Source organism: Streptomyces sp. NPDC059371, assembly GCF_042751995.1.
GTDB lineage: Bacteria > Actinomycetota > Actinomycetes > Streptomycetales > Streptomycetaceae > Streptomyces.
The window spans coordinates 13,091-35,514 of the sequence record NZ_JBHYXD010000090.1 but is presented as its reverse complement, the minus strand read 5'-3'; the positions used below and the strand labels follow the sequence as shown (position 1 = coordinate 35,514).

At 67.4% G+C, this 22,424-nt stretch carries 17 protein-coding genes and 6 pseudogenes; 12 read left to right on the top strand and 11 right to left on the bottom strand.

Annotated features, from left to right (window positions below; all coding sequences use genetic code 11):
• Positions 1–639: 639 nt before the first annotated feature.
• Positions 640–3,315, top strand: a complete 2,676-nt coding sequence (locus ACFXGX_RS33965) for a sigma-70 family RNA polymerase sigma factor (protein WP_384799115.1) — start codon at positions 640–642, stop codon at positions 3,313–3,315.
• Positions 3,316–3,498: 183 nt separating this feature from the next.
• Here ACFXGX_RS33965 and ACFXGX_RS33960 read toward each other — a convergent pair.
• Positions 3,499–3,993, bottom strand: a pseudogene (locus ACFXGX_RS33960) (IS21 family transposase); the annotation flags it as partial.
• 317 nt (positions 3,994–4,310) lie between these two features.
• Here ACFXGX_RS33960 and ACFXGX_RS33955 point away from each other — a divergent pair.
• Positions 4,311–4,856 (top strand): annotated as a pseudogene (locus ACFXGX_RS33955) (L-threonylcarbamoyladenylate synthase); the annotation flags it as partial.
• 19 nt (positions 4,857–4,875) lie between these two features.
• Here the strand turns inward: ACFXGX_RS33955 and ACFXGX_RS33950 are convergent.
• The 4 genes from ACFXGX_RS33950 to ACFXGX_RS33935 form a co-directional block, all read right to left on the bottom strand.
• Positions 4,876–5,511, bottom strand: a complete 636-nt coding sequence (locus tag ACFXGX_RS33950) for a carbonic anhydrase (protein WP_384799113.1) — start codon at positions 5,509–5,511, stop codon at positions 4,876–4,878.
• A 693-nt stretch (positions 5,512–6,204) separates the two neighbouring features.
• Entirely contained in the window at positions 6,205–6,447 is a 243-nt protein-coding gene (locus ACFXGX_RS33945; protein ID WP_384799110.1) for a hypothetical protein, read from the bottom strand.
• Positions 6,448–6,467: 20 nt separating this feature from the next.
• On the bottom strand, positions 6,468–6,734 hold the full coding sequence (locus tag ACFXGX_RS33940; RefSeq protein WP_384799107.1) for a hypothetical protein: 267 nt from the start codon (positions 6,732–6,734) through the stop codon (positions 6,468–6,470).
• Positions 6,735–7,709: 975 nt separating this feature from the next.
• Positions 7,710–8,471 (bottom strand): catalase-related domain-containing protein, encoded by a 762-nt coding sequence (locus ACFXGX_RS33935; RefSeq protein ID WP_384799103.1) that lies wholly within the window; start codon positions 8,469–8,471, stop codon positions 7,710–7,712.
• 992 nt (positions 8,472–9,463) lie between these two features.
• Between ACFXGX_RS33935 and ACFXGX_RS33930 the strand changes: the two are divergent.
• Positions 9,464–9,604, top strand: a pseudogene (locus tag ACFXGX_RS33930) (DUF5133 domain-containing protein); the annotation flags it as partial.
• Positions 9,605–10,136: 532 nt separating this feature from the next.
• Here the strand turns inward: ACFXGX_RS33930 and ACFXGX_RS33925 are convergent.
• Complete coding sequence (locus tag ACFXGX_RS33925) at positions 10,137–10,580, bottom strand: ATP-binding protein (RefSeq protein WP_384799100.1); 444 nt, start codon at positions 10,578–10,580, stop codon at positions 10,137–10,139.
• A 169-nt stretch (positions 10,581–10,749) separates the two neighbouring features.
• On the opposite strand from ACFXGX_RS33925, the gene ACFXGX_RS33920 reads away from it, so the two are divergent.
• Positions 10,750–11,118, top strand: coding sequence for an STAS domain-containing protein (locus ACFXGX_RS33920; RefSeq protein ID WP_384799097.1), 369 nt, complete (start codon positions 10,750–10,752; stop codon positions 11,116–11,118).
• A 1,605-nt stretch (positions 11,119–12,723) separates the two neighbouring features.
• Positions 12,724–13,290, top strand: a pseudogene (locus ACFXGX_RS33915) (type 1 glutamine amidotransferase domain-containing protein).
• Positions 13,291–14,181: 891 nt separating this feature from the next.
• On the opposite strand, the gene ACFXGX_RS33910 reads toward ACFXGX_RS33915, so the two are convergent.
• Entirely contained in the window at positions 14,182–14,682 is a 501-nt protein-coding gene (locus tag ACFXGX_RS33910; RefSeq protein ID WP_384799094.1) for a TspO/MBR family protein, read from the bottom strand.
• Positions 14,683–15,013: 331 nt separating this feature from the next.
• On the opposite strand from ACFXGX_RS33910, the pseudogene ACFXGX_RS33905 reads away from it, so the two are divergent.
• The 4 genes and pseudogenes from ACFXGX_RS33905 to ACFXGX_RS33890 form a co-directional block, all read left to right on the top strand.
• Positions 15,014–15,361, top strand: a pseudogene (locus tag ACFXGX_RS33905) (hypothetical protein); the annotation flags it as partial.
• Positions 15,286–15,711, top strand: coding sequence for an SRPBCC family protein (locus ACFXGX_RS33900; protein ID WP_384799091.1), 426 nt, complete (start codon positions 15,286–15,288; stop codon positions 15,709–15,711). The pseudogene ACFXGX_RS33905 and the gene ACFXGX_RS33900, both read left to right, overlap by 76 nt.
• A 50-nt stretch (positions 15,712–15,761) precedes the next feature.
• Positions 15,762–16,097 (top strand): DUF4383 domain-containing protein, encoded by a 336-nt coding sequence (locus ACFXGX_RS33895; RefSeq protein ID WP_384799088.1) that lies wholly within the window; start codon positions 15,762–15,764, stop codon positions 16,095–16,097.
• A 195-nt stretch (positions 16,098–16,292) separates the two neighbouring features.
• Positions 16,293–16,844, top strand: coding sequence for a hypothetical protein (locus ACFXGX_RS33890; protein WP_384799085.1), 552 nt, complete (start codon positions 16,293–16,295; stop codon positions 16,842–16,844).
• A 261-nt stretch (positions 16,845–17,105) separates the two neighbouring features.
• Here ACFXGX_RS33890 and ACFXGX_RS33885 read toward each other — a convergent pair whose 3' ends face one another.
• Complete coding sequence (locus ACFXGX_RS33885) at positions 17,106–17,636, bottom strand: DUF6328 family protein (protein WP_384799082.1); 531 nt, start codon at positions 17,634–17,636, stop codon at positions 17,106–17,108.
• A 793-nt stretch (positions 17,637–18,429) separates the two neighbouring features.
• On the opposite strand from ACFXGX_RS33885, the gene ACFXGX_RS33880 reads away from it, so the two are divergent.
• Both ACFXGX_RS33880 and ACFXGX_RS33875 read left to right on the top strand, forming a co-directional pair.
• Entirely contained in the window at positions 18,430–18,576 is a 147-nt protein-coding gene (locus tag ACFXGX_RS33880) for a hypothetical protein (protein ID WP_384799079.1), read from the top strand.
• 1,226 nt (positions 18,577–19,802) lie between these two features.
• Entirely contained in the window at positions 19,803–19,994 is a 192-nt protein-coding gene (locus tag ACFXGX_RS33875) for a hypothetical protein (RefSeq protein WP_384799076.1), read from the top strand.
• Positions 19,995–20,263: 269 nt separating this feature from the next.
• Here ACFXGX_RS33875 and ACFXGX_RS33870 read toward each other — a convergent pair whose 3' ends face one another.
• Both ACFXGX_RS33870 and ACFXGX_RS33865 read right to left on the bottom strand, forming a co-directional pair.
• Positions 20,264–20,395: a hypothetical protein gene (locus ACFXGX_RS33870; protein ID WP_384799121.1), complete on the bottom strand. Its 132-nt coding sequence runs from the start codon at positions 20,393–20,395 to the stop codon at positions 20,264–20,266.
• A 117-nt stretch (positions 20,396–20,512) separates the two neighbouring features.
• A pseudogene (locus tag ACFXGX_RS33865) lies at positions 20,513–20,771 on the bottom strand (RNA polymerase sigma factor SigF); the annotation flags it as partial.
• A 320-nt stretch (positions 20,772–21,091) separates the two neighbouring features.
• Here ACFXGX_RS33865 and ACFXGX_RS33860 point away from each other — a divergent pair.
• A complete protein-coding gene (locus tag ACFXGX_RS33860) occupies positions 21,092–21,241 on the top strand; it encodes a hypothetical protein (RefSeq protein WP_384799073.1) in 150 nt (49 codons plus the stop codon).
• A 427-nt stretch (positions 21,242–21,668) separates the two neighbouring features.
• Here the strand turns inward: ACFXGX_RS33860 and ACFXGX_RS33855 are convergent, their stop codons facing one another.
• On the bottom strand, positions 21,669–22,142 hold the full coding sequence (locus tag ACFXGX_RS33855) for a hemerythrin domain-containing protein (RefSeq protein WP_384799118.1): 474 nt from the start codon (positions 22,140–22,142) through the stop codon (positions 21,669–21,671).
• Between the last annotated feature and the right edge of the window lie 282 nt (positions 22,143–22,424).

Here is a 22,424-nt window from a genome sequence, read left to right as displayed (position 1 = left end):
ACGCCGCCCGGAGGCAGGCGAACAGAAGTACGCACAAGAGGGCGTTCGAACTCAGCGAGCTGATGAAGGACTTCTTGGACGGTGCAGGGTGAGCTGGAACGCGTAGCAATCAGAACCCTCTCGCCGTCCTGCACCCGCACACGGACCAGCCCAGCACCAGGTCAAATGAGTCGTTCGACTGGGATAGTTGAGGGTTACTGACTGGCTCAGCGCCGCGGCGGCGAAGAGAACTGACTGCGTCTCGGACATGCCACGGGCGCCGGGGAGTCAGTCATCTCCGGGGCCCATGGCATGGATGCCGCTTTGAAGGGCTTGGTTCGGTCAGGCGGCTAGTGCGGCGTCGCGGGTCAGCAGCGTGTCGGGCGTTGACCTGGTCAACGCCCCCTAGGGAGTTGTACGTCACTGTGAACAGCCTTGAGCCGTCCGGGGCCCAGGCCAGGCCTGCGAGGGCGAGTTCGTTGCCGTCGGTGACGCTGGAGTACGTCGATGCAGGCGGCTGAGCTGAGGGCGGTCGTCAGGCGAGGAAGGTAGGCGGGGCCTGGGGTGCGAAAGTGTTATGCCCGGGGGGCCCGCTCGTCTCCTGCTGCGAAAACCGCCCACCAGAGCAGCCATACCTGCTCTCGTCCGAGGATGTATCGCATGCAATATGACGGGTCCGACAGGACCGACGCGTTTCCGGACCGCCGCACGGTCGAGGCAGCCCGCGACGGGGACGCCGGAGCCGTCGAACGGCTCACCGCAGGCGCCCTGCCGCTGGTCTACAACGTGGTCGGGCGGGCGGCGGAGAGCGACCTCGACGTGGACGACATAGTGCAGGACACCATGGTCGCGGTGATCCGCGCGCTGCCGGACCTGCGGGACACCGGGAAGTTCCGCTCGTGGCTGGTGGCGATCGTGGTCCGCCAGCTCACCGATGCCCGGCGCCGGGCGCGGTCCGGCCGAGTGACGAGATTGGAGCACGCAGACGAACGGCACTCTCCGGAGCCTGACTTCGCGGCCCTCTTCCTGCTCCGGCAGTCGCTCTCCGCCGAGCAGCGGCAGGTCGCCGCAGCCACTGCGTGGCTCGATCCGTCGTACCGCGACCTGCTGTCGCTGTGGTGGTTGGAGGCGTGCGGACGGCTTTCCCGCAAGGACATCGCAACGGCCATGAACCTTCCGGCGGCCCATCTGGCGGTCCAGGTCCAGCGGATGAAGACTCAGCTGGACGTGGCGCGGACGGTCGTGCGAGCGCTGTCCCGCACCCCGCGCTGCGTGGAGCTGACCGAGCTCGCCGGCCCGGGCGACCCGACTCCCAGCCCCCTGCTGCGCAAGCGGATCGCCCGGCATCTGCGCTCCTGCGAGTCTTGTGGTCATCCCGTCGGCCGACTGGTCCCGCCCGAGCGGCTGCTCGCCGGCCTGCCCCTGCTCGTACCCGGTCGCGCGGGCGACCCGGTCCAGGCCAGTGCCGTCGGCGCCGGGGGCCACCCCCACCCGGCCGCAACCGCCCGGCACACCGCTCCCCGGCCGACGTCCCGCAGGCACGGCCGTCGCGCGAGCGGCCGCCCAAGTGGCGATCACGGTGTGCTCGTCAAACTCTCCGCCAAAGCGACTGGCGCGACCGTCGCCGCCGGGGTGGCCACGCTCGTTGTGACGGGCCTCGTCATGGTCCCGTCGGGGGCGGAGCACTCTGCCGGCGCGCGGAATACGGCCTCCCAGGTAAGTCCGCCGACGATGACAAAAACGCCCGCCCCTGCCCAGAGTCGTACCCCCGCCCCTTCCCCCATTGCGGCGAGCTTTCGCACGTCTCCGCCCGCGAAGGCCCCCGCCCCCACCTACTTCGTGAGCTCCAACGGCAGTGATTCCAACCCCGGCACGTCGGCCGGATCACCGTTTCGCACCCTTCAGAGAGCCGCGGACCTGGCCGGCCCCGGCGACGTCGTCGCCGTCATGAACGGCACGTACACCGAGCCCCGCAAGGGCTCCAACGTGCTGACCATCAAACGCTCGGGGCGTTCGGGAGCTCCCATCACCTTCACCGCGTATCCCGGCCACCATCCGGTCCTGAACCCGAAGACGGCCTGGAACGGAATCAGCATCTACGGCGCGTCCCACATCGTCATCAAGAACCTGGAGGTCAGGGGCAACAACGCCGCGCTGTCCCTGGCCGACGCCGAACACTCGGCGAGCAAGACCGACCCCACCTACAACACCAACTGCATCTCCGTGGAGAAGAACCGGGAGTCCGGCACGTTCCCCCACCACATCGACATCACCGGCAACCTGGTACACGGCTGCCCGGGCGGCGGGATCTCCGCGATCGAAGCCGACCACGTCAACATCGCCGGCAACCACGTCCACTCCAACGCCTGGTACACCGTCTACGGCACCAGCGGCATCTCCGTCCTCACCCCCCGCGACACCGGTACCAGCGATCCCCGTTCATACAAGATCCGTATCACCGGCAACCGCGTCCACGACAACGAGACCAAGGTCAAGTGGGAAGGCTGCCGCTGCTATTCCGACGGCAACGGCATCATCATCGACACGACGAAAGGCGACCCCGAGCGTGGGAGGCCGGCCTACAACGGACGCGTTCTGGTCGCCGACAACATCAGTTACGACAACGGCGGTTCAGGTATCCACGCCTACAAGAGCCAGCACGTCGACATCGTCCACAACACGGCATACCTCAACGGCCGCAGCACCCGGATCAAAACGCCCTACGCCAACATCTTCGCCCACGACAGCACCGACGTACGACTCCTCAACAACATCGCCTACGGCCGCCCCGGCCAGGCCACCAACAGCAAGTCCCACAACGTGAACGTCACGTACGACTACAACGTCTACTTCGGCGGCAAAGCACCCGAGACCAAGGGCCCGCACGACATCATCGCCGACCCGAAGTTCATCGCCCCCGGCACGAGCCCGAACGCGGACTTCCGCCTCATGAAGGGCTCGCCCGCCATCGGCTCAGCCACCGCGTCCCCGGCCATATCCACCGACTTCACCGGGGCGACCCGCAAGGGCGGCACCCCGGACCGAGGCGCGTACAGCTTCGGAGCTGCAAAGAGCACCACGGATGGCGGTAGGTCGTCGGCGCCGGGGCAGGAGAGCCCCGACGCGGCCGAGAGCGCCGGCACTGATGCGGCCGACGGCAAGGACACGGCGACCGGCGCGGCCAGTAGCGACGACTCCGGCTTCACGGCCCACGGCGGGAGCGAACCGCTGGCGCAGACCGGCGGGTCCGACCCTTCTCTGCCGCTGATCATCGCCGCGAGCGTCCTGGTCGCCGGGGCCGGCCTACTCGTGCTGGCCCGACGCAAGCGGTCTTGATACGGCCGGGCCGTCCCCGGGATTGCCGGGACGGCCCGGCCTGTGGGAAGCCGTCCCTACCGGCTACGAGACGACCGAACCCCGCCACCACGGCCGGTCAGACCCGCCACGCCCCCTTCGCCCTCCTCGCAGACCGTCTGCCATGGCCGGTAGCGTGCCAGCAGGGCACGCGAGGAGATCCTGGTCCGGGAAAGTGGCCAGGTCCTGGCTGGTGGTGAAGCAGCAGAACGGATCGCGCGAGTAGGACAAGGTCATGTGGGACGAGTAGACCTTTGGGATCCCGACGTGGGCGAGGATCCTGCCCTCGTTTCCCCAGTCCACCTGGGCCTGAGCCCCGGGCACTACCTCGAACCGGCGGTGAAGGCCCGCCAGTTCACTCGGCTGATGCCCAGTTCCTCCGCGATGCGGGGTCTGGCCTCCTGCAAGTACATCTTGATCCGCTGGTAGCTGCCGGTGAACCCGTACTCGGCCACCAGACGCTCGTGGATCACGGCTCCTTTGAGCAGGATCTCAGCCCGCAGCATCGCGTCGATCAACGGCGCGACCTCATCCACCACCCGCCGATACGGTTGCCCGTTGGGCGCCCTTCGCGGCGGCGCTACTGGCGTCTCGCCCGGCAGATTTGGCGACCGTGCGCCGGTTCAGCCCGGTCTCCTTCGCGATCTCCCGCAGGCTCATCGCGCCGGACTCATACAGACCGCGAAACCGCCTCAGCTCCAACCAGCGATGCGGATCCAAGACCCCTCTCGCCGCCCTCCTCCGACCCTGAACAGGACGACAGAAGACTGGCGCGGCACCGACCTCACCGCATGGAGTTCGTCCTGGGCGTCGATCAGGTCTTGGAGCAAGTCGTACGAGGTTGGCACGACCTAACGGTCCTGCTGTTCGAACCGTGCTCCGGTCCGCCTCGCGGCAACATCTCCTGCCCCAACTCTTGCGGCTTCTCATGCGGCATCTCTTGCGCGAGGCCCGCCGACGTTGTGGATTCCGTGCAGGTCACCCCCACGACCGCGGACCACGTCCGGGCGGAGCTCGGTGACGCCGTCGATTTCGTCTTGGACGGCGGCTCCTGCCAGGTCGGCGTCGAGTCGACCATCGTCGACGTCACGGGCGAGACCCCGAGCACCCTCCGACCAGGCGGGGTGACGCGTGAGGAGCTTAAAGCGGTGCTGGGGCACCCGGTCGCGGTCCCGTCTGCGAGCGGTGTCCGGGTGCCGGGCCGGCACCCGTCGCACTACGCGCCGCGTGCGCGGGTCGTCCTCGTCGAGCCGGAGAAGGTCGTCGCCGAAGCCGAGCTCGCCCAGGAGGCTGGGCACCAGGTGGGCGTCTTTCTTCCTCCGTGCCTCGCCGACGCTGCGGTGAAGGCGCACGCCGTGGTGGCCCTGCCCGGTTCGCTGGACGCCTACGGGCACGGGATGTACGGGTTCCTCGACCAGCGAGGGTGCGACCTCATCGTCGCGTCCCTGCCGGTGGAGGAGGGGCTGGGACTGGCGGTTGCCAACCGGCTTCGCCGGGCTGCGGGGCTCCGGCCCTCTGCGTGAGTGGCCACGGCCGGGGCAGTCAGGATGCGGTGGGGACCGCCGCGTCGAGGCCGCGGGTGGCGACCAGTTGGGCGCTGCCGTCGGACAGGCGGTAGGACAGCCCCACCACGGCGAGGCGGCCGGCAGCCACCGCATCGGCCAGGACACGGGAGCGTTCCAGCAGCAGGTCCACGGTGTGCTCGATGTGCTCGGCCAGGATCTCGTCGGCCGTGTCGCGTCCGGCGGCGCGGGCTGCTAGCACGCTCGGGGTCACCCGTTCGACAACGTCCCGGACGAAGCCGCCCGGCGTCTGCCCGTTCTCCAGGGCGGAGCAGGCCGCGGCGACCGCGCCGCACGAGTCGTGGCCGAGGACAACGACCAGCGGCGCGTTGAGGACGCTCACGCCGAACTCTATGGACCCGAGGACTTCGGTACCGGCGACGTGCCCGGCGGTGCGGACCACGAACAGGTCGCCCAGGCCACGGTCGAAGATGATCTCGGCGGCCAGTCGGGAGTCGGAGCACCCGAACAGCACGGCGAAGGGCTGCTGGGACGGTGCGATCTCGGTGCGGCGGGTGGCGTCCTGGTTCGGGTGCTCGGGAGTGCCTGAGACGAAGCGCTGGTTACCGGCCATGAGCAGGTCGAAGGCGTCGCGGGACGTCGGGGTCTCGGTCATGGCCGCAGCCTACGAGGCGGCACCCGCCGTCGCAGCCACTGGTCCCGCCGGACGGCGCCGGGTCGGACGACGCAACCGGCCCCGGCATCACCCCCAGGCGCCGGGCGAGGACGGTCTCAACGCGGAACCTCAGCGCGCAGCGCAGATGCCCGGCTCCGTAGGGATCTCCAGCTGTCCGTTCGTCCTGCACACCCGCACAACGAGCGGGGCGCTGCTTGCGCTGTTGGCCGGTCAGGCCGTGCCCACTCGCCCCGCAGTCGACCGCCGTGGGAGCCGGTCAGGGCTAAAGCGATTGCGCGGTGGCCAGGGGTTCGCAAAGGTCGGCGGGCAGCTCGGGGTGGCCGCGCCGTATGGGCCGAACAGACGTAGGGCGTGTGCCCTGCCCTGGGTCTCGGCGGTCGAGCGCAGCTCGTCGTGCAGCGCGTCGACCAGACCAGGCAGCTCCTGCCCCTTCACCCGGGTCGGATAGTCGTTCTCCCAGGCTCCGGTGACCGCGGTTGTGCGGGTGTGCAGGACGAACGGACATACTCCTGTGCGTCCCAGAAGACGATCCAGCCAAGCTCGTGCTCCAGGACCTGGGGCACCTGCGCAGGGACGAACTGGCCGTATGCGGTGAGCTCCTCGAGGTAGGCGCGCTCCAGCTCGGCCGCGGCGCGGGAGATGGCGGACTCGCGGCTGATCATCCCGACAGCATCAGGCACCAAATCTAGCGGTCGCGGTGACCGCAGCGTCGGTGTCGAACGCCTCGATCCGGATGAGGCGCAGTCCCTTGATGTAGCCGAGCAGTCCAGGCCGCTCGGCGTCGCCGGCCGTCAGCGACAGTACCGGCGCATACAGATCACCGAGCCCGCCGGAGGCCTGGACGTAGAACGCGGCGACCGCCTCGTTGAACGGATCCTTCGGGTCGTACAGAGCCCCGGCGGCGGTGTGGTCCATGACGACCGCGATCGCCGCCACTACGCGGCCGCCCGCGGCCCGTGCTGAGAGGCGCCCAGACGCTCCAGCAGAGCCCGGGCCTTCGCCTCGGCCTCCGGACTCGGCGCGCTGCCAAGAGCGGAGGCAAGCTCGGCGCGGGCCAGCTCGGCACGCTCGGCGTACTCGGCCTGCGTCGGCGTGCTCTGCGCCAGCTCCTCGACCAGGCTGCGGATGGTTGTGCCGTGCTCGGCCGCCAGCCGGTCCCGCGCGGCCGCGCTCACCTTGATGCTCGTCTCGTCTGTAGCCATATACCGACTCTACTGGTGGTAGAGGAACGCGCCCGGTGCGCCAGCACCGCCACCCCGGGGCGCCGCCACCGGCACATCGCTCTGCTGCTCCCCGCCAGCCCACGCCCGGACCCCGCCCACCCTTACACGCGGTTCGTCCCGCGAGACGCCGCCACGGTGCGCTGAGTTGCTTGGACGCTGCTACGTGTCCCCTCGCCGCCCATCTCCAGCGCCAGGGCCTCGACGCCTCCCTGCTGCGCCGCTACCTGCAGTCTCCTGACCCACCACGCGCGCCCGCGCCGAACACAGGCCACGGTCAGCTGACTTCTGCGCAGGGCTCAGAGCGCGATCGGGTCGGTACTTCAGAGGGTCGCCGTTCGCACCGCACTCCCGGGTGTTCTGGGCGCGGGGCTGGCCGTTCATCTGCAGCACTCCGCCGCCGGGGCGGCCGAGCGCCCCTGACGAGTTGGAGGTTGTTGATCTGGCAGGCGGCGGCGGTGGCTTGGTGAGACTGGTAGACCCCGTTTCGCACAGCACGCATCGTCAGGGACAGCGGCTTGACTGAACGTCAGGCCCGCCCTGTGGAGGCCGCGCCTGCAGCGATCACGCATCGGAGCACAGGCGCTGACGGGAGCTCTGGTCGAAACGATGCCCGTCCCCTCGGGCTGCGCTTCGGGGCGACAGAGAGCCCCATGCCGCAGCGGACCTGTCGGCGCGCGCTCAGAAGCGGTGTTGCTCGGCGTCGTTCTGTGTCTGCGTGTTCGGGGTCAGCGCGTCAGCCGCCTCGGCATCCTGCTCGCGCTGCTCTCGGCTGTCGACGTCGCGCGTCTGGGCTTCCTGGACCTCGCGGAGGACTTCCTCGACAGCCGTCTGGGGGTGCGTGTCATCGGTCGGACGATGGTGCTAGCGGGAAGGCCTGTTCATCGGCTTCTCCTCGGTCAGGGGTCCTGTCGGGCTTGCTCCGTTGTAGAGCCGACCGCGATGCAGTGGGGCAAATCAGATCGAGGGGGTGAAGCGGTCCCAAGCGCGGTGTCGGGCCAGCAGGTCGAAGAGCTGTTCCAGCATGGCGGCGGCGGTGTCAGCGCTCACCACGCCGGGAGCATCGGGTGCAATACCTGCTGCTGCCAGTGCCTCCGTTCCCTCGCCCCATGCTCCGAGTACCTTTCCGTGCCGGTAGGCCTCCATCACCATGACCAGCACGCGTGGGTCGAGCCCCGCGGCTGCCGCGACATCGTCATCTACCTTGGCGTCCCGGGCCCCATAGGCGTCCGCACCGGCTGCCGGAGCGCCGGCGAGCAGGAGAGCATCGAACTCCGTGGAACGGGCATTGGCAAAGGTGCGCTGGATGCTGACAGGCTCGCCGTCGTGGTCGAGTACGCCGCCGGCCGGGGCGATTACCAGCGGCACCATGTCTGCATCCAGGACAGCCCGACGGGCAGACCGTACTTCGGTCAGGCCTTGGTCGGCTTCGGTGACGATGGTCCTGCCGTCGAGCGGCCAGGTGTTGTCCAGTTGGGAGAGCACTGGGCTGGGAAGAGGATCGGTCGACGTCACGGTCGGCAAGCCCAGTCCGGCGGCGACTTGTGCGCACAGCTCGCCGTCGATGTTCGCCAGGACCTTCAGAGCGCGTTCCTTGATGGCCGTTTCCCAGCATTTGCTGAGTTCGAAGGTGTAGGCGGCGACGCGAGAACCTCCAAGTGGAGCGGTGCCGCCAAGTCGGAAGGTGCATCCGCTACCGGGCCGGGTCTCCTTATTCACCCGTCTCACTCACCGGAGGACCGGGCAGTTTGGCCTCGATCGGCGGATGAGTGTTGGCCTAGTGCCAGGTTCGGGACTGCCGGAGCGGTCGCATTTGGCGCGCTGCATGCTTGTGGCCGGTAGTTTTCGCGAGCTTTGCTCCCGGGCCTCAGAGCAGTCCTGGGCCGCCAAAAGCCAGCTGCACCAGACTACGGCGCAGACCGTTTCCGGCGTTACGGAGTCACCTGGATCCACTCAACCTGGCGCCAGGTCAAGAACGCGATGCCTGAACGGTCGTCGATCCGTGGCAGGGCGGTCCATACCTTTCATGGATGACCGCTTGCCGTTGGGCTGCGGGCATCAGCCCGTCGTGCGACGCCGGATCTATGGAAGGCGTCACCCCAGTGCGCCGGGGGCTGGGTAGATCGACGCAATGTGGACACTCGTCGGTCATGGCTACTGAACCCCACACTCTCTTGGCGTCCTCCCCTGCCGGGCTCTGGTTGCTGATGGTGGGCGTCCTGCTCATCGCAATGCTGCTGACAGCGTTCCTTGTAGGTCACCGGAACTCCGCCCGGCGCCGAGAGTCTGCTTCGCTGCCCTCGCAGGAGCAGGAGAAGCAGGCGCGCCAGGTCCTCGAAGACCCCCCGCGCCGTGGAGAAGGCTGGAGCACCCCCGAGGAAGACCCCGAGCAAGGCCACCCCCGCCGATGAATGGAACGGCCTTCGAGTCGGCTGTGCCTCAGAGGTCAGGACACTGCCGGTGAGTTCACCTTGGCCGCACCGCCCCCGCAGGTGATGCGCCTGCTCACCATCGCAGGAACCGGAAGACTGTTCACCATCCACGGCAGTCTGGCCGGGTCCTGGCAGGGGAACACCGCTCCCGGCCCCCCTCGTCGAAGCATCACCGGTGTATGCCACTTTGCTGAAATATGTGTGCATGGCAGGCGGGGTGTGGGGCACAGGAGTCGAGGTATAGGGCTTGGTGATGATTGCGATTAGGGGAGACTTGCGATGCTCATGGCACACCCCGCGGTACTGACGCGGTTGATCGAGCAGTACGAGACGTTGCGGATTCTGCAGGCTGAAGAGGGCAGCAGCCCTGAGGCGCGCCGACGTATGGACGACGTCGCCTACACGCTGTGCGTGTCAACATAGATGCGCGTCTCCCGCCTCATCTCACGTGGTTGCGCCCGTGTGCGTAACGCGGCTCTGGCTCAGTGAAACGGCGACAACTACTCAAAGGGTCAGGTGCAGATGCGTCAGTTACTGACTTTCGGCCGCAGCGATCGGTCTGTGGCCTGCACGGAGAACGAGCAAGTACTGCTGGCGGGGCAGCCGCAGGGTTGCAGGGGTCGGCAGGCCGCGGTTGAGCATACGAGGATTGCAGCGCTGGTCTTGGGACGGCTGGGCCCGGCGGGAACCGTCCTGTCTGAGGTCTCTCGCCGCGTGGATACCGCGCTGGGCTGTCTCGCCGAACTGCTCACCGGCCGGGTGCCCGCTGTTGAACGTAATCTGGGTCTTCGTGTAGCCCTGGAAGAGGCGATCTGGGAGGTGCATGGCGCTTCTCCCTGTCACTCTCCCTGAGAGCGCCAGCGGAACTGGGCATCGTTCAGCCCGTGTGCTTCGCAACGGTGGAGAAGGCGGATGGCTGGGGGAGGGTGTCTTCCGAGTCAGGCTCGGGCCGCTATGCCGGGTTCAGTGTGACGGTGGCGATGATGCGTTTGCCGGGCGGGGTCGCTTCGATGGTGACGTTTTGAGCGAGAGCGGTGACGATCTCCAGCCCATGCTGACCGATCCGCCTGGGGGCGGGGGCTTTCACGGCAGGCGGTAGGGGGTTGCTGTCCCATAGTTCGACGCGCAGGGTGTTGCCGGTGACTTGCATCTGCAGGAGGGCCGGGCCGGGCGCGTATTTGCGGGCGTTGGTGACCAGTTCGCTCACGATCAGTTGGACGATCTCCAGGGCCGAGTCTGTCACCGGGATGTTGTGCTTGTCGCGTACCGTGGAGAGGAAGGACACGGCGAGGTGGCGTGCCTGCGCAATGCGGGTTCCGTCTACGTCCAGGCCCAGGGAGGCCTTCATCGAGGAAGGCGCCTGTTTGCCCTCGGTCTCCTCAGGTGAATGAGCCATTGCCGCCGGCTTCCATGTTTTCGTCGCGTACCCCGCCCGGTATCGGCCATGCACTGTCCGGCACGTTACCTGTGGCACAGCCACAGAGACGCATGGTCCGTAGGATGCGATTCTTGAGGCATTCTCTCCAGAGTCAAAGACCGGTGCGACGAGACTTGTTGAAGGGCACGTGGCAGACATTCACCATTCGGAAGGGCAGCCTTCTCGCCTGTCGATCACGCAGACGACCGTAGCCGGAATTCGTGTCCTGGCTGTGGCCGGTGAACTCGATGCCGACAACGTCGGCATACTGCGCCAGGCCCTGTGTATCGAGGAGGACAGTGTGTCGGCGCTGACGGTACTGGATATGGGCGCCGTCAGTTTCATGGACTCCAGCGCCATCAACATCCTGGTGGCAGCGAACCGTGACGCCTCTGCGGCGGGTGGCCAGCTCCGGATGGCAGCCCTGAGCGAGCCGGTCCAACGGGTCGTCGAAATCGTCGGCCTCGACACGATCATCGCCTGCTACCCAACCCTCGCCCAGGCCCTCACGATCTGACCAGACCCAGCAATCATCCAGCGGCGCGCACCGCCCTCAACCGCAAGCACTCGGCTGTCATCAGCCAGAAGAGTTCTCGCTGCAGGGGCGAGGCGTCTGTTTTCGATCTGGGGCGAGAAGCGGTTACCCAGATCGATCTCCGCACTCGCGCCTCTGACGCGCGCTCATGTCTGCGTCTGCCGAGGGCGGCGGGCAGGCGGATGCCGTACGGGCATCGTCCTCTTCCCAGCGCCAGCCGTGTGGCGGCTATGCCTTTCTCCATCCGGCGATCTGAGTGGGCCGCGTTCCATCCACCTGTTCAGACTGTGGCCCGGGCCGGGGGAAGGAAACGTAGGAGTGCGGCGACTTCCAGCTTGTCGACGTCGCATCAGCAGAGCGGATGGCTGGACAGTATAGAGAAGCGTGCCTGACGGCTCTCAGACACGCCGAATGGCCCCATAGGGATGGCGGGCATGTGTGAGGGCCCTCGGGAGAAACTCCGGAGGACCCTCGACAGGGCTGTCCTTCCGAACCGCGGACGTGCGGGTACCCATGGGTGTGCCAGAGACACCATAGAAGCCTTCCAGGTCCCACGGGGCCGACGGCGGCCAGCCGAAGCTTCTGCTTAGTGGGTGGTGAGCAGACCGGCGCGGAGTTTGATGAGGGTCCGCTTGAGGAGTCGGGAGAAGATATGCAGTTGGTGTTGTAGGTGGGGTCGGTCTTGCTTGCCGAGTGTTCGGCGTCGGCCAGGGACAGGGCGGCGTTGTTGCCCTTGACCTCCAGATTCTTGATGACGATGTGGGATGTGCCGTAGGTGGTGATGCCGTTCCAGGCCGTCTTGGGGTTCAGGACGGCCCGGTGGCCGGGATACGCCGTGAAGGTGATGGGAGCTCCTTCGCTCCGCCGGCCTTCGCGTAGGCATTCCGGGGAGGCGGTGACGAAAGAGCGGTACTTCATGCTCTTCACGGGCGCGCTGAACTCCGGTTCGCCCAGACCATGGGGTCGGGCCGCAGGCGTGCGGCCACACCGCGTCCGCACGCTCTTGACGAGCCCGGCCATCCTGCTCGGCGTTGTCGTCACGGCATCGGACTGGGCGCCTACCGCTGGGACGGCGGCTGGACGTTTGCGCGGGGACGGGTGCCGGGCTGTCCAGCACCCGCGCACGACAGCGCCCCGCGTCCCACGCTCTGGTGTGGTGTGACGCGCAAGTACCCCTTTCGTTCGTGATGCGGGTGATCGCCGGGGCGCCCCGCGTCCGGCCCGGCGCCGGCGGTCCCGTGCGGGGACCATGCCCCAGTCGGTGCCCGCACTCCGCGGTCCTTCCGCGCGGTGATGCCCGCTGCCTCGCGGGGCATTGGAGGAGCCTGGCTCACGTACCACGACCACTCGGAGGCCCTCTTGCGCGCGACGACGGCATCTCGGGCGATCCGGTAGCCGTGGGACGGTTTCTGCCGTCAGCGATGCATTGCGAAATCGGCAGTGGGCACTCGTGCAGGGAGATACCCGGACCATGCCTGTGCGGACGGAGCCATTGCCACGCGTAACGGTGCTTGCTGGTCCCGTGAGTGCCAGGAAGCCGTGCGCGACGAGGCGCGCGGCCTCCGGACTAGGGAAAGGTGCATGATCATGTCGGACAAGCCGCTCAACGGTCACCGCGTCCTGGTGCTCGTCACCAACTATGGGGTTGAGCAGGACGAGTTGCTGGTACCGGTCCGCCGACTACGGGAGGACGGCGCGGACGTCACCATCGCAGCCGCGTCCCCAGACCCTATCCAGACGCTTGTGGGCGACCGTGACCCCGGCGAGACGGTGGAACCCACCACCACGCTCGAGGCTCTGGATCCCAGCACCCATTAGCTGCTGCTGATCCCGGGCGGCACCCTCAACGCCGATCAGCTCCGCTTGCAATCCAGGGCCCTCGAGACGATCAAGGCGTTTGCGGAGTCGGGCCGCCCGATCGCCGCGATCTGTCACGGACCTTGGGCGCTGGTGGAAGCGGACGTCCTGAAGGGTAAGACCCTTACCTCCTATCCGTCGGTGCGTACCGATGCCCGAAACGCCGGGGCCAAGGCATGGATCGACGAAGCCGTCGTGAGCGACAGCGCGAATGGCTACACGCTGGTCACGTCCCGGACGCCGAAGGATCTCGACGATTTCCTCAGTGCTGTCAGCAAGGCCCTGGTCGGCTCCTGAGCGATGAGGCGTCGGTCGGGGCCGCGCACCCGTCCCCGTGGATGATGAGCGCTGGCTTCCCAGGTCCCGGCGATAGGGTGCTTTGTGTCGGCGTTTGTGGTGCGTCCTGCTCGACGCAACGTGTTCACGCCCGCCCCCAGGGCCGCACAGGCGAAGTAGCCCGCGACTTTCCGGGCCGTCGCGTGTGACCGTCCCGGGCGAGCTGGGCGACGAGGCTGGGGAGGCCCCGTGTCCCATCGAGACGGCGCCGGCGCGGCCCCATTGCCTGGCGGGTTGTGGGCGTGAACAACATGATCCTCGCCCCTATGGCAACCGAGACCCTTTGATGTGCCCGGGCCAATACTGAGCAGCGCCTCTGGCGCCCCATCGCGCGGCATCCCCGTGGGCTACGTGGAGGCCGCACGATGGTGGCGGGCTAGAACGCTCAGCGCAGCAGCTCCGGCGAGGGCGAGTGCAGCTGCCACTCGCAGAACCGTTTGGATGGTTGGCCCGTCCGAAGCCGCCTGAGCCGCGGAACCGCTCGCCGCTTCCAGCGCGGTTGCTGCGACGGCCACGGCGACCGCGCCGAGCAGGACGAGTGAAGTGAGCACGACTCCGGAGGTTGAGGCGAGGTGGCTGACCGGTACATAGGACTGTGTCGCCACATCGGTCAGGGCCCAACCCAGGCCTAGGGTCCGCGCGGCAGCCCGCAGGAAGGCCCTCCCGTCCTGAGCAGTCCATGCAGCGCTCCGCCCGTTCCCGCCAGCGCCCATGAGGCCAAGGCAGAACAACGCCACCGCGTCACGCTTGAGCCTGTTCGGCGGCCCCTGCCGGACCGGTGCGCACCCCGCCCTGCTCCCTTGCCGCATTACTCACACGTGATGTGGGGAAGTCGTCGGCTCTTGCCCGGACTCAAGCGGAGTTGCGTTGGACGATGGCCCCATTCAGGACGGTGGCGAATGCGCACCACCCTGCGTAGGGGAGTAGCGCTCGGGCTCCTGACCGGTCGACCTCTGCCATCTGGCGGATGAGCACAACATTGCTCATGTCGAGCAGGAGTGTGCCGACCAGGCCGGCCTTCGGGCTCTGCTGGCCGAAGAACAGCCAGTTCCACGTAGTGTTGAGAACCAGGTTCACTCCCAAGGAGGCCGCCAGTGCACGGCGGCGCCTGCCCCTGGCCTGTTGCAGAGCGTGCCCGCCCGCCCAGGCGATAGAGGTGTACAACGGTGTCCACACCGCACCGAACGCCCACGGTGGAGGCTGGAATGCGGGCTTTTCCAAGCGCCGGTACCAGGCGCTGGAGGGGTCCACGGCCGCAGCTCCCGCTACCGCGGTCGCAGATACTGCCGCCGCGGTGATCACGTACGGCACCCGACTGTGCGACGGAGCCTGCGCTTCACTCAGAAGCCTCATAACGTGAAGGGTCCCCGCCCGCAGCTACCTCACACCGATAGGTCGACACCTGTGGTGGTTTGCTGCCTGTCGTTCACTTCGCCAGCAGAGTGCACGGGACCTGCTCCGGAAGTTGATGTCATGGGCCTTGAAGCGACTGCGTAGCCGATGAGCATGGAGTCCGGGTGCTGAAGGGAGCTGCGACGTACCCACATTCCTGGGCGGAGTCTCGTCTCGTCCAGGAACTCGTGGACATCGAGCAGCTCACTCGGCTGCCGGGTAAGCGTTTCGTCCTGCCCTTGGAAGGGCCTGCTGCGTACCTTCGGCGCTAAGACGAACGTTACCGCCAGGCCGTCCCGGGGTGGTTCCCAAGGCTGTGGCCGTGGCGGAGCTGACCACTCGGGTTCGGACCGGGGTGCAGTGGCGCGACCTGCCGGAGAGGTTCGGGCCGTGGAAGACGGCCGCGCGGCTCATGTTGTGCCGAACCGGCGGAACCGATGAACTGGGGAAGCAGCAGCCAGGGGGAGTGGAGGAGCGTCGTATGGGCCGCACAGGCGCGGGTAGCCGGGTTCCACCGACTCGGCGCCGCCCCGGCGTCGACCCGAGCACGAGAGAGGTACCAGCGTGTCCGCTTCCCTGGTGGAGACCGTCGACATCCAGGCCCCTGTGTCCGTTGCCTGGGATCTGTGGAGCGATGTGACTCGGTGGCCGGCCTTCCTGAGCCACGTCCGTCTGGTGGAGCCGCTGGACGAACGCCGGTTCGCCTGGCAGCTGTCCCTGCCGGGCGCGGACAAGAACTTCGTCGCCGAACTGACCGAAGTAATCCCCGGGGAGCGGATCGCCTGGCACACCACCCAGGGCGTCCACCACGCGGGTGCCGTGACGTTTCACCGGCTGAGCGACATCTCGAGCCGGGTCGCACTGCAGATCGAGTACGACCCGAAGGGATTCGTCGAGCACCTCGGTGCACTCACCAACCTCGACTCGGTCCTGGCCAACTACGACCTCGGCGAGTTCCAGAAGCTCGCCGAAACCGCGGCCACCACCTGACCTCCCTGGGCCGCGCCAGCGGACGCCGAACGCGGCGGAGGTACTCAAGGGTGCCACCCTCCCAGGCCCAGCTCCTGGGCATCTTCTTCCAGGTATCTGTGCTGCACAACCTGGTTCACCTGGCGTTCGGTGGCGGCGGGGCGGCCCTGTCGCGGTCCGCTGCTCGTGCCAGGACAAATCTGCCGGCCGGCGGGGTGATCTATGTGGTGCTGTGGCTGTACGGCGTGTCCATCGACAGGGACAGTGGCGCGAACTTCGTTCCCGTCAACTCGGCTGACAACTGGCTGCACTTGATTCTCGGTCTGGGAATGATCGCAGCCGGTGCGCTCCTGACCCGAAACCGCCATACCGAGCACCCGGTACGGCACGACGCCCGCCGCGCCTGACCCGGCGCCGGCGAAGCCACTGCCTGCTGCGGCGCTGTCGGGCCGTGACGAGATTGGCGTCGCGTGTCGGTTTGGTCGGGGCGTGCATGGTCACCCGGCCCTCTCGACGCAAGACGGACCGGCCGACGCAGAAACCGCTGGACTCTGATGCGCTGCGGCCATGCCGCGAAATGAGTAATGAGGAAGAGGATCATCATGGGTGAACGCAACACGTTTTTGCGCAGCACGCACGATCTGGGTCTGGCCGCCTGGTTCGGCGGAGCTCTCATGGGGGCTGTCGGACTCAATGGGGCGGCCGAGTCGGAGGGGGCAACAGACGCCGGAACGACCCGGATCGCCTCGGCGGGCTGGGCGAAGTGGGCACCGCTGGGTGCGCTCGCTGTAGGCGCGAACCTGCTCGGCGGTACCGGCCTTCTGGTGACCAACGGTGGTCGGGTCGTTGGTCAGAAGGGTGTTGCCGCCTCCACCGCCGCCAAGACGGTCCTGACCGGTGCGGCACTGGCGGCTACCGTTTATACGCGCGTGCTCGGCAAGAAGGTCGATCTGGCCACGTCCGAGAAGGCAGAGGACCAGGAGATGGCCGAGGAAGCACCGCTGAGCTATGAGGGGGCGCAGAAGCAGCTCGCCCTGATGCAGTGGGCGGTACCCGCCCTGACGGCGGGCCTCGTCGTTCTGAACGCTCTGCACGGTGAGCAGCAGCGTCCCTCCCAGCAGGCCCGCGGCTTCAGGATGCTCGCGCGCGCGTAACGCTCAATAGCGCTGCCGCCGGCGCTGCCAGGGGCGAGACCCGCCCGGGCGGCGAATCAGGCGGGGAATAAACCGTCTTGACGGCCCATCACCTCCCGCTCTCAGGAGCGAGAGGTGTCTTGGCAGCCCCGCCGTTATCGGTCCGCCCAGCCCGATACTGCTGGCCATGTCCCGGCAGGCACTCGCGAGGCCTGCGGACGTGACCGCGGGTCAGGTTCGGCCGATTCCACACTGTGGGCCGTCGGCGGCGGCCGGGCCCCGTCAGCCAGCGGGCTTCTCCGGCACTGTGGTGTACCGGTGCCGTGCCCACAGCGGCAGCGCGACCCAGCACGCGAGGTACCAGGCCACCACCGTGCCCACCAGCCAGGGTACGAAGCCGTCGTGCGTGGCCACCCGGAGGATCAGGAACAGGGCGGAAGTGAGCGTGGCGACCAGCAGCGCCAGGCCGAGGAAGATGAGCCGTGCCGCCCAGCGCACCGCCTGCGCCTTGATGTTGCGGCCGGAGATTATCCGGTGGAAGGGGACGGGCGCGATGAGGGCGCCGGTCGCCGTCGCGCCGAGGACGACCGTCGTGATGTAGATAAACCGGTTGGCGTGCGACAGATGCCCGAAGGCCGGGGTGAACGCCACGCTCAGGAGGAAGCCGAAGAGGATCTGGACGCCGGTCTGCGCGACCCGGATCTCCTGCATCAGTTCGTTCCACCGCCGGTCGGCCCGCTCGGCCTCGGACTCCTCCCGCTGCGCCTCGGCACCCTCCGCCGGTCTCGCTTGTGCGACCCCGCTGTCCGCCATGACCCCTCCCGGTGTGCTCGTCCGTATGGCGAGCGGATACCCCCGTTCGCCGCCACCGTGCACCTCGAATTGGCTTTTCCTTGACCTCGCGTTGAGCGGTGCTATACATGGAACTGAGCGTTCGCGGCGTGCGGCCGATACTGAAAGGGCGGCGAATCCGTCCGTCCACTCCGACCGCGGGAGTGCCGACATTTCAGGCTCTGCCGACGTTGCGTGGCTCCCGCTGGTCGCCGCTCGATCCGGCACGCTACGGGCATGGCAGCCCGCTGCTGTTGCGCCGTGAGACTGGCCGCGCTCTATTCGTCAATCGCTCCGCCAGCACGATTGCAACGACCCGGCTTCACGAGCGGAGACCCTGTTGACCTGGGGGGTAACGGTGTTGGCGTCCGAGGCTCCCAGACTGGTCTCTCCCCCCGTTCCCAGCGGTTCCCCGTACTGTGCCTCGACGCCGCCTTGATGCGCCGTTACCTGCAGTCCTCCGACCCCGACCGCTACATTAACCGTGAGGCCCGTGCACTTGGACATCCTCACGGGTGCCGTGCCCGAAGAGCGGAGCGAGCCGGTCTGGATGGCGTCGGCCGGCACATCGCCCGCGACGGCAGCTGACCGCCGGATCGGGTGGCACGTCCTCCCGCTGCCGCCCGCAGTTGGTACGACAGACGCACCGGTCGTGTCATCGTCCCCTCCCTCGCCGTCATCGCTGTCGAACGGCAGGTTCCGAGCGCGGGCAGGCAGCGGTGTCCCTGCGGTTCGCAGTGACCGTTCCGTTCACGGCGGCTCATGCTGTGGAGCGATGGACTGGAGAAACGTGGACCGGCTGGTGGCTCACGCTGCTGCGATCGCCTGGCACGCGGTGAAGGCCGGGGAGCCGCTCACGGTCCTGTCGCTGGAACCCGAGCTGTACGCGGGCACCGGCATCACTCCACTGAACCTCACCTGACCCCTGCCGCCTCGGACGAAGAGGGGCCGTTTCCTATGGGGAACGGCCCCTCACCGCTGGCGTCCCCGTCACGCTCTCCTTCACCACCGGCTACAAAGCCGGCGCCGTCAGCCAGGCCTCCCAGGCCGCCGGCGGCTGGACGAGGACGACGACGGGGGCGGGGAGCCGGACTGGTCCTGGCCGACCAGGGCCGTGATGAGCTTGCGGGCCCCGGCTTTGGTCAGCCGCCTTGCGGCCGTCGCGCACCGCTGTTGGGGAGCGCGCGGAGCGGTGTCGCTGCCCTTGATCACCTTGCGAACTCGGCGTCGAACCGCTTCTTGCCGGGGGCTCTCGCCACGCCGCCTACGGCAGCGCCCCTGCGAGTCAACCCGCGCGCTTGGGAGCGAGTGAGGAGCCTGTGGCGGCATTTCCTTTCCGCGTCCGCCAGTGACCAGATGCCCCCTCCGAGCAGCGTGAACACCGGATGCCAGCGGCCTCCGCCTGAGTGGCGATCACAGTCCTGCGGCGGCATGACGGTGCTCGTTGCCGCCCGGCGTCCTTGGCCCGGCATGCGCGTTGTACCAGGGATGAGGGCGATGTGGTGTTCGAACGGCTTACCGATGCTTGCCGGCCGGACAGTGCTGAGGGCGATTGTTGCTGGTGCCGTGCCTTGTCCCGCCTGCCTTCGAGGGACGGCATCCCCTTCACCCGCGGCCCGGTGACATGGACGGGCCCCAGGCCCCGGAAACGGGGCTGAACCCAGCAGGGTCTCGCGGCCTCGGTGACGTAAGGGGTTGCAGGTTTCGACGATCCTCGTTTCGAAGGGCGCCGTGGACCGCTCGTTGAGGACTGCGCCTGGTCTGGCCAGCGAAGTACGCCGCTCCTACCGCCCGGTCGGGCCGCTCCGGCGGCGCAGCAGCTCCATGCCTACGACGGGCAGGAGCTGCTTCCCCGTCTGGTTGAACTGTTCCTGGAGGGTGGGCTCGCGAAAGAGGCCGGTTCGGTGATGCGCTCCGCGCGCGTTCTCCGCCTGCTTGAATGCGAGAGTGATCGAACTAGCGATTGGTGTGGTCGCTGCAGCCGTCGTTGGATGGCTGATGCGCCGGAAGCGGCAGCAGAGGTCGACCGCGATAGCCGCCGGGGAGCCGGCCGGGGTGCCTTGCATGCTCAAGTGGTCTGCTCAGGGCCCTCGCTGGAGGCCGGGACGTCTGCTGATCGGTGCTGGTCCCCTCATCTGGAAGCCTTCCTTGGCAAAGCAGGAAGCCGTTCTGCCGGCCGATCTGTGTCGGGCCGGGGTGCGCTCGCCCTCACTGCGTGAGGCGGTGGCGGTCAACCCGGGATCCCGGATCGTCGAATGCGAGTCGCCCGCCGGGGAGGTCCTGATTGCTGTCATGCCGCCGGAACTGGACCACGTGATCAAGGCTCTGGAGAGCGTGTAGCCTGCTGATCATACTGTCGACTGAGAAGTAGTCAGCCGGCGAACCGGTAGACCACTTCGCGAACGCAACCTCGAAGCCCCGAAGGTCCCTGCAAATCGCCTGGGGCAAACGGGCCAGGGAGCAAGCCGCCGCGATGCCTGATCCCTCCCGGTGAAGAGCGAAGTCGACCCGTAAGAGGCTGAGTTGTGCGCTGCGGGAACGGATGGAGCTGCTCGCACGGGAGCTGAACCTGATGGCAGTGAGCGCTTAGTAATTGCGCGGCAGACCCGTTACTGGGTGAGGCTGGCGTGGATGGTGCTGATGGCCGAACTGAGGAACCCGTACGCCAAGCCGATGACGAGGCCTCCCGCGACGATAGCCACGAGGGTCCCCCACATCTCGATGTTGAGTAATTGAGTCACATGTTTCCTGCCTGGACTATCGATGACGCGGCGCGTGTTTGAGCCTGAGTACCCAGGAAGGGCAAGACCAACGGAAGGGTGCCGCCGTGCACTCGCCCTCGGCTGACCCTGGGGCTTGCCCTGCTGGACGATGTCCTCCATCTCGTCGGCGCCGCGGCTGCGGAAACGTGAGGCCGCGCACTGGACGAGGGAGAGGTTCATCTCGATGAGAGTGTTCCGCGCGTACTGGTACTCGGCCGTGCCTTCTTCCAGGGTAGTGAGGCGGTCCAGGAAGAGCCGGTTCAGCTGCCGGGCGTTCGTGGGAAACCCGCGCCGGATCAGCGATCTCGGACAGGGGGTCCGTTGCAGTCGCGCTCTTCTCGGTCACCATCGTCATATCGGGCCCCTCCCACTGTTCACGTCGTAATCGCTTATGTCGCCTCAGCGCCTGGCACAACCCGGCACGGCGCGTCTACCCCGACCGGTTCCTTGCATGCCCGCCAGTCCGGCGGCACTGAGCTGTGCCGAAAGTGCCTGCGCCATTCGCAGCACAGAGCCTCTGATCACTAGGCGGCCACCGGGCGCGCCGTCAGTACCAACTGGTAAGGATCAAAGACCCTTTACTGTTTACCAGACCTTCGCGGGAGTCCAAGTCGTGTCTGCCTGGTGTGATGTGGGGCACACGGCAAGGTGAGCTGAATTCTAGGAGGGGCTCTCATGAGCGAGAGCGAGATGGCCTGCGCGGAAGCACATCCGATCCCCCGGGACAGGCCCGACCAGCAGGCCAGCGAGAACGATCCGCTCGACATCGAGACGATGCTGCGCCATGCCCAACAGGCTGGAGAGAGCCTGACGGCAGCTACGTGAGGCGGCTTGTTCACGAGTTGTGCTGACGTATCGGCACTGTTCTGGGCGTGGCAAGCCCGTGCGGAAAGGCGATGGACGCGACTTCGGGAGGCACTCCAGCCCGGCGGTGCGGCAGTCGGCTGCCAGCGACGGTTCGGTGTCTTCAGCACGCCAGGGGGCGCAGACGCTCGTGTCGCGGACCCTGGGTGACGTGGGTTCCGGGCTGCTGTCCGAACCCTTGAACGGTCGTGAGGCGCTACTCCTTGTCGTACACGAAGTCATAACGGCGCCCGGGTAAACTCGAAGGCCCCCTCGTAGGGCCTCGCCTCTGTGCGCAGCAGTCTATTGACACTAAGGTTTCAGCTTGCGGGGCTGTTTGGCACTTCCTGGTCTGCCAGGCGGTGCAGGGCAGCTCGTTTCCGCTGCCCTGCAGCCAACACGGCGCGGTCTACTTTTCCGCGCTGGGGACGGCCAGCGGATTGCTGGGTGCGGTCTTCTTGGCGGTTTCCATCTGCTCGCCGAGTTCGGTGAGACGGTTGCGGCCCATGGCCTTGCGGACCTCGGGAAACCACTCCTTCTCTTCTTCTTCCACGTGGTGGCGGACGTTCTCGATGAGGACGGTCATCTTGGCGTCGAACCGCTCGTCGGCGGGGTCGAGATCCTTGAGCTCGGAGAGCATCCACAGCACGACGTGGTGTTCCTCGACGCTTTCGAGGACGTGGTCCTTTGTGTCGGGGGCCGCTTCCCGGGCCGCTGGGTAGAAGATCTCTTCCTCGATCCAGGCATGGGTGGTGAGCTCCTCGATCACCTGGTCGGCGATCTTCCGTTTCTCCGCACGGGCGTTGTCGCCGGCCTTCTCGAATTGCTTGAACAGCTTCTCCACGGTCTTGTGGTCTTCCTTGAGCAGCACGATCCCGTCCACAGGTGTCCTCCGCATCGTTGCTTCCGGAGGCGCAAATGCCGTCCGGCAAGGCTGTGTACCCCCGAAAGCTCTTGCTAAGGGCAGGGACTGGTGCTGTTGGCTCCCATGGGTGAGAGGGCTGGGCCGGACGGGCCCTGGACCGCATCCCTGGCATCGAAGGACCTGTGCCGTCAGCATCGCGGGTTCACGAGAAGTGGGGGGGGCGGGGCTGGGGTGTGCGGGGCGCGCCCAGGGGTGTGTGGATTTTGTTAAATAAGTGGTCGGAGGGGTTTGAGGAGCTGA

Bases quoted from the DNA above. Each gene is read 5' to 3' on its own strand.
- ACFXGX_RS33965 (WP_384799115.1), top strand. From the start codon at position 640: ATGCAATATGACGGGTCCGACAGGACCGACGCGTTTCCGGACCGCCGC.
- ACFXGX_RS33950 (WP_384799113.1), bottom strand. From the start codon at position 5,511: ATGACCGAGACCCCGACGTCCCGCGACGCCTTCGACCTGCTCATGGCC.
- ACFXGX_RS33945 (WP_384799110.1), bottom strand. From the start codon at position 6,447: ATGGACCACACCGCCGCCGGGGCTCTGTACGACCCGAAGGATCCGTTC.
- ACFXGX_RS33940 (WP_384799107.1), bottom strand. From the start codon at position 6,734: ATGGCTACAGACGAGACGAGCATCAAGGTGAGCGCGGCCGCGCGGGAC.
- ACFXGX_RS33925 (WP_384799100.1), bottom strand. From the start codon at position 10,580: ATGGCTCATTCACCTGAGGAGACCGAGGGCAAACAGGCGCCTTCCTCG.
- ACFXGX_RS33910 (WP_384799094.1), bottom strand. From the start codon at position 14,682: ATGAGGCTTCTGAGTGAAGCGCAGGCTCCGTCGCACAGTCGGGTGCCG.
- ACFXGX_RS33890 (WP_384799085.1), top strand. From the start codon at position 16,293: ATGGGTGAACGCAACACGTTTTTGCGCAGCACGCACGATCTGGGTCTG.
- ACFXGX_RS33885 (WP_384799082.1), bottom strand. From the start codon at position 17,636: ATGGCGGACAGCGGGGTCGCACAAGCGAGACCGGCGGAGGGTGCCGAG.
- ACFXGX_RS33880 (WP_384799079.1), top strand. From the start codon at position 18,430: ATGGACTGGAGAAACGTGGACCGGCTGGTGGCTCACGCTGCTGCGATC.
- ACFXGX_RS33860 (WP_384799073.1), top strand. From the start codon at position 21,092: ATGAGCGAGAGCGAGATGGCCTGCGCGGAAGCACATCCGATCCCCCGG.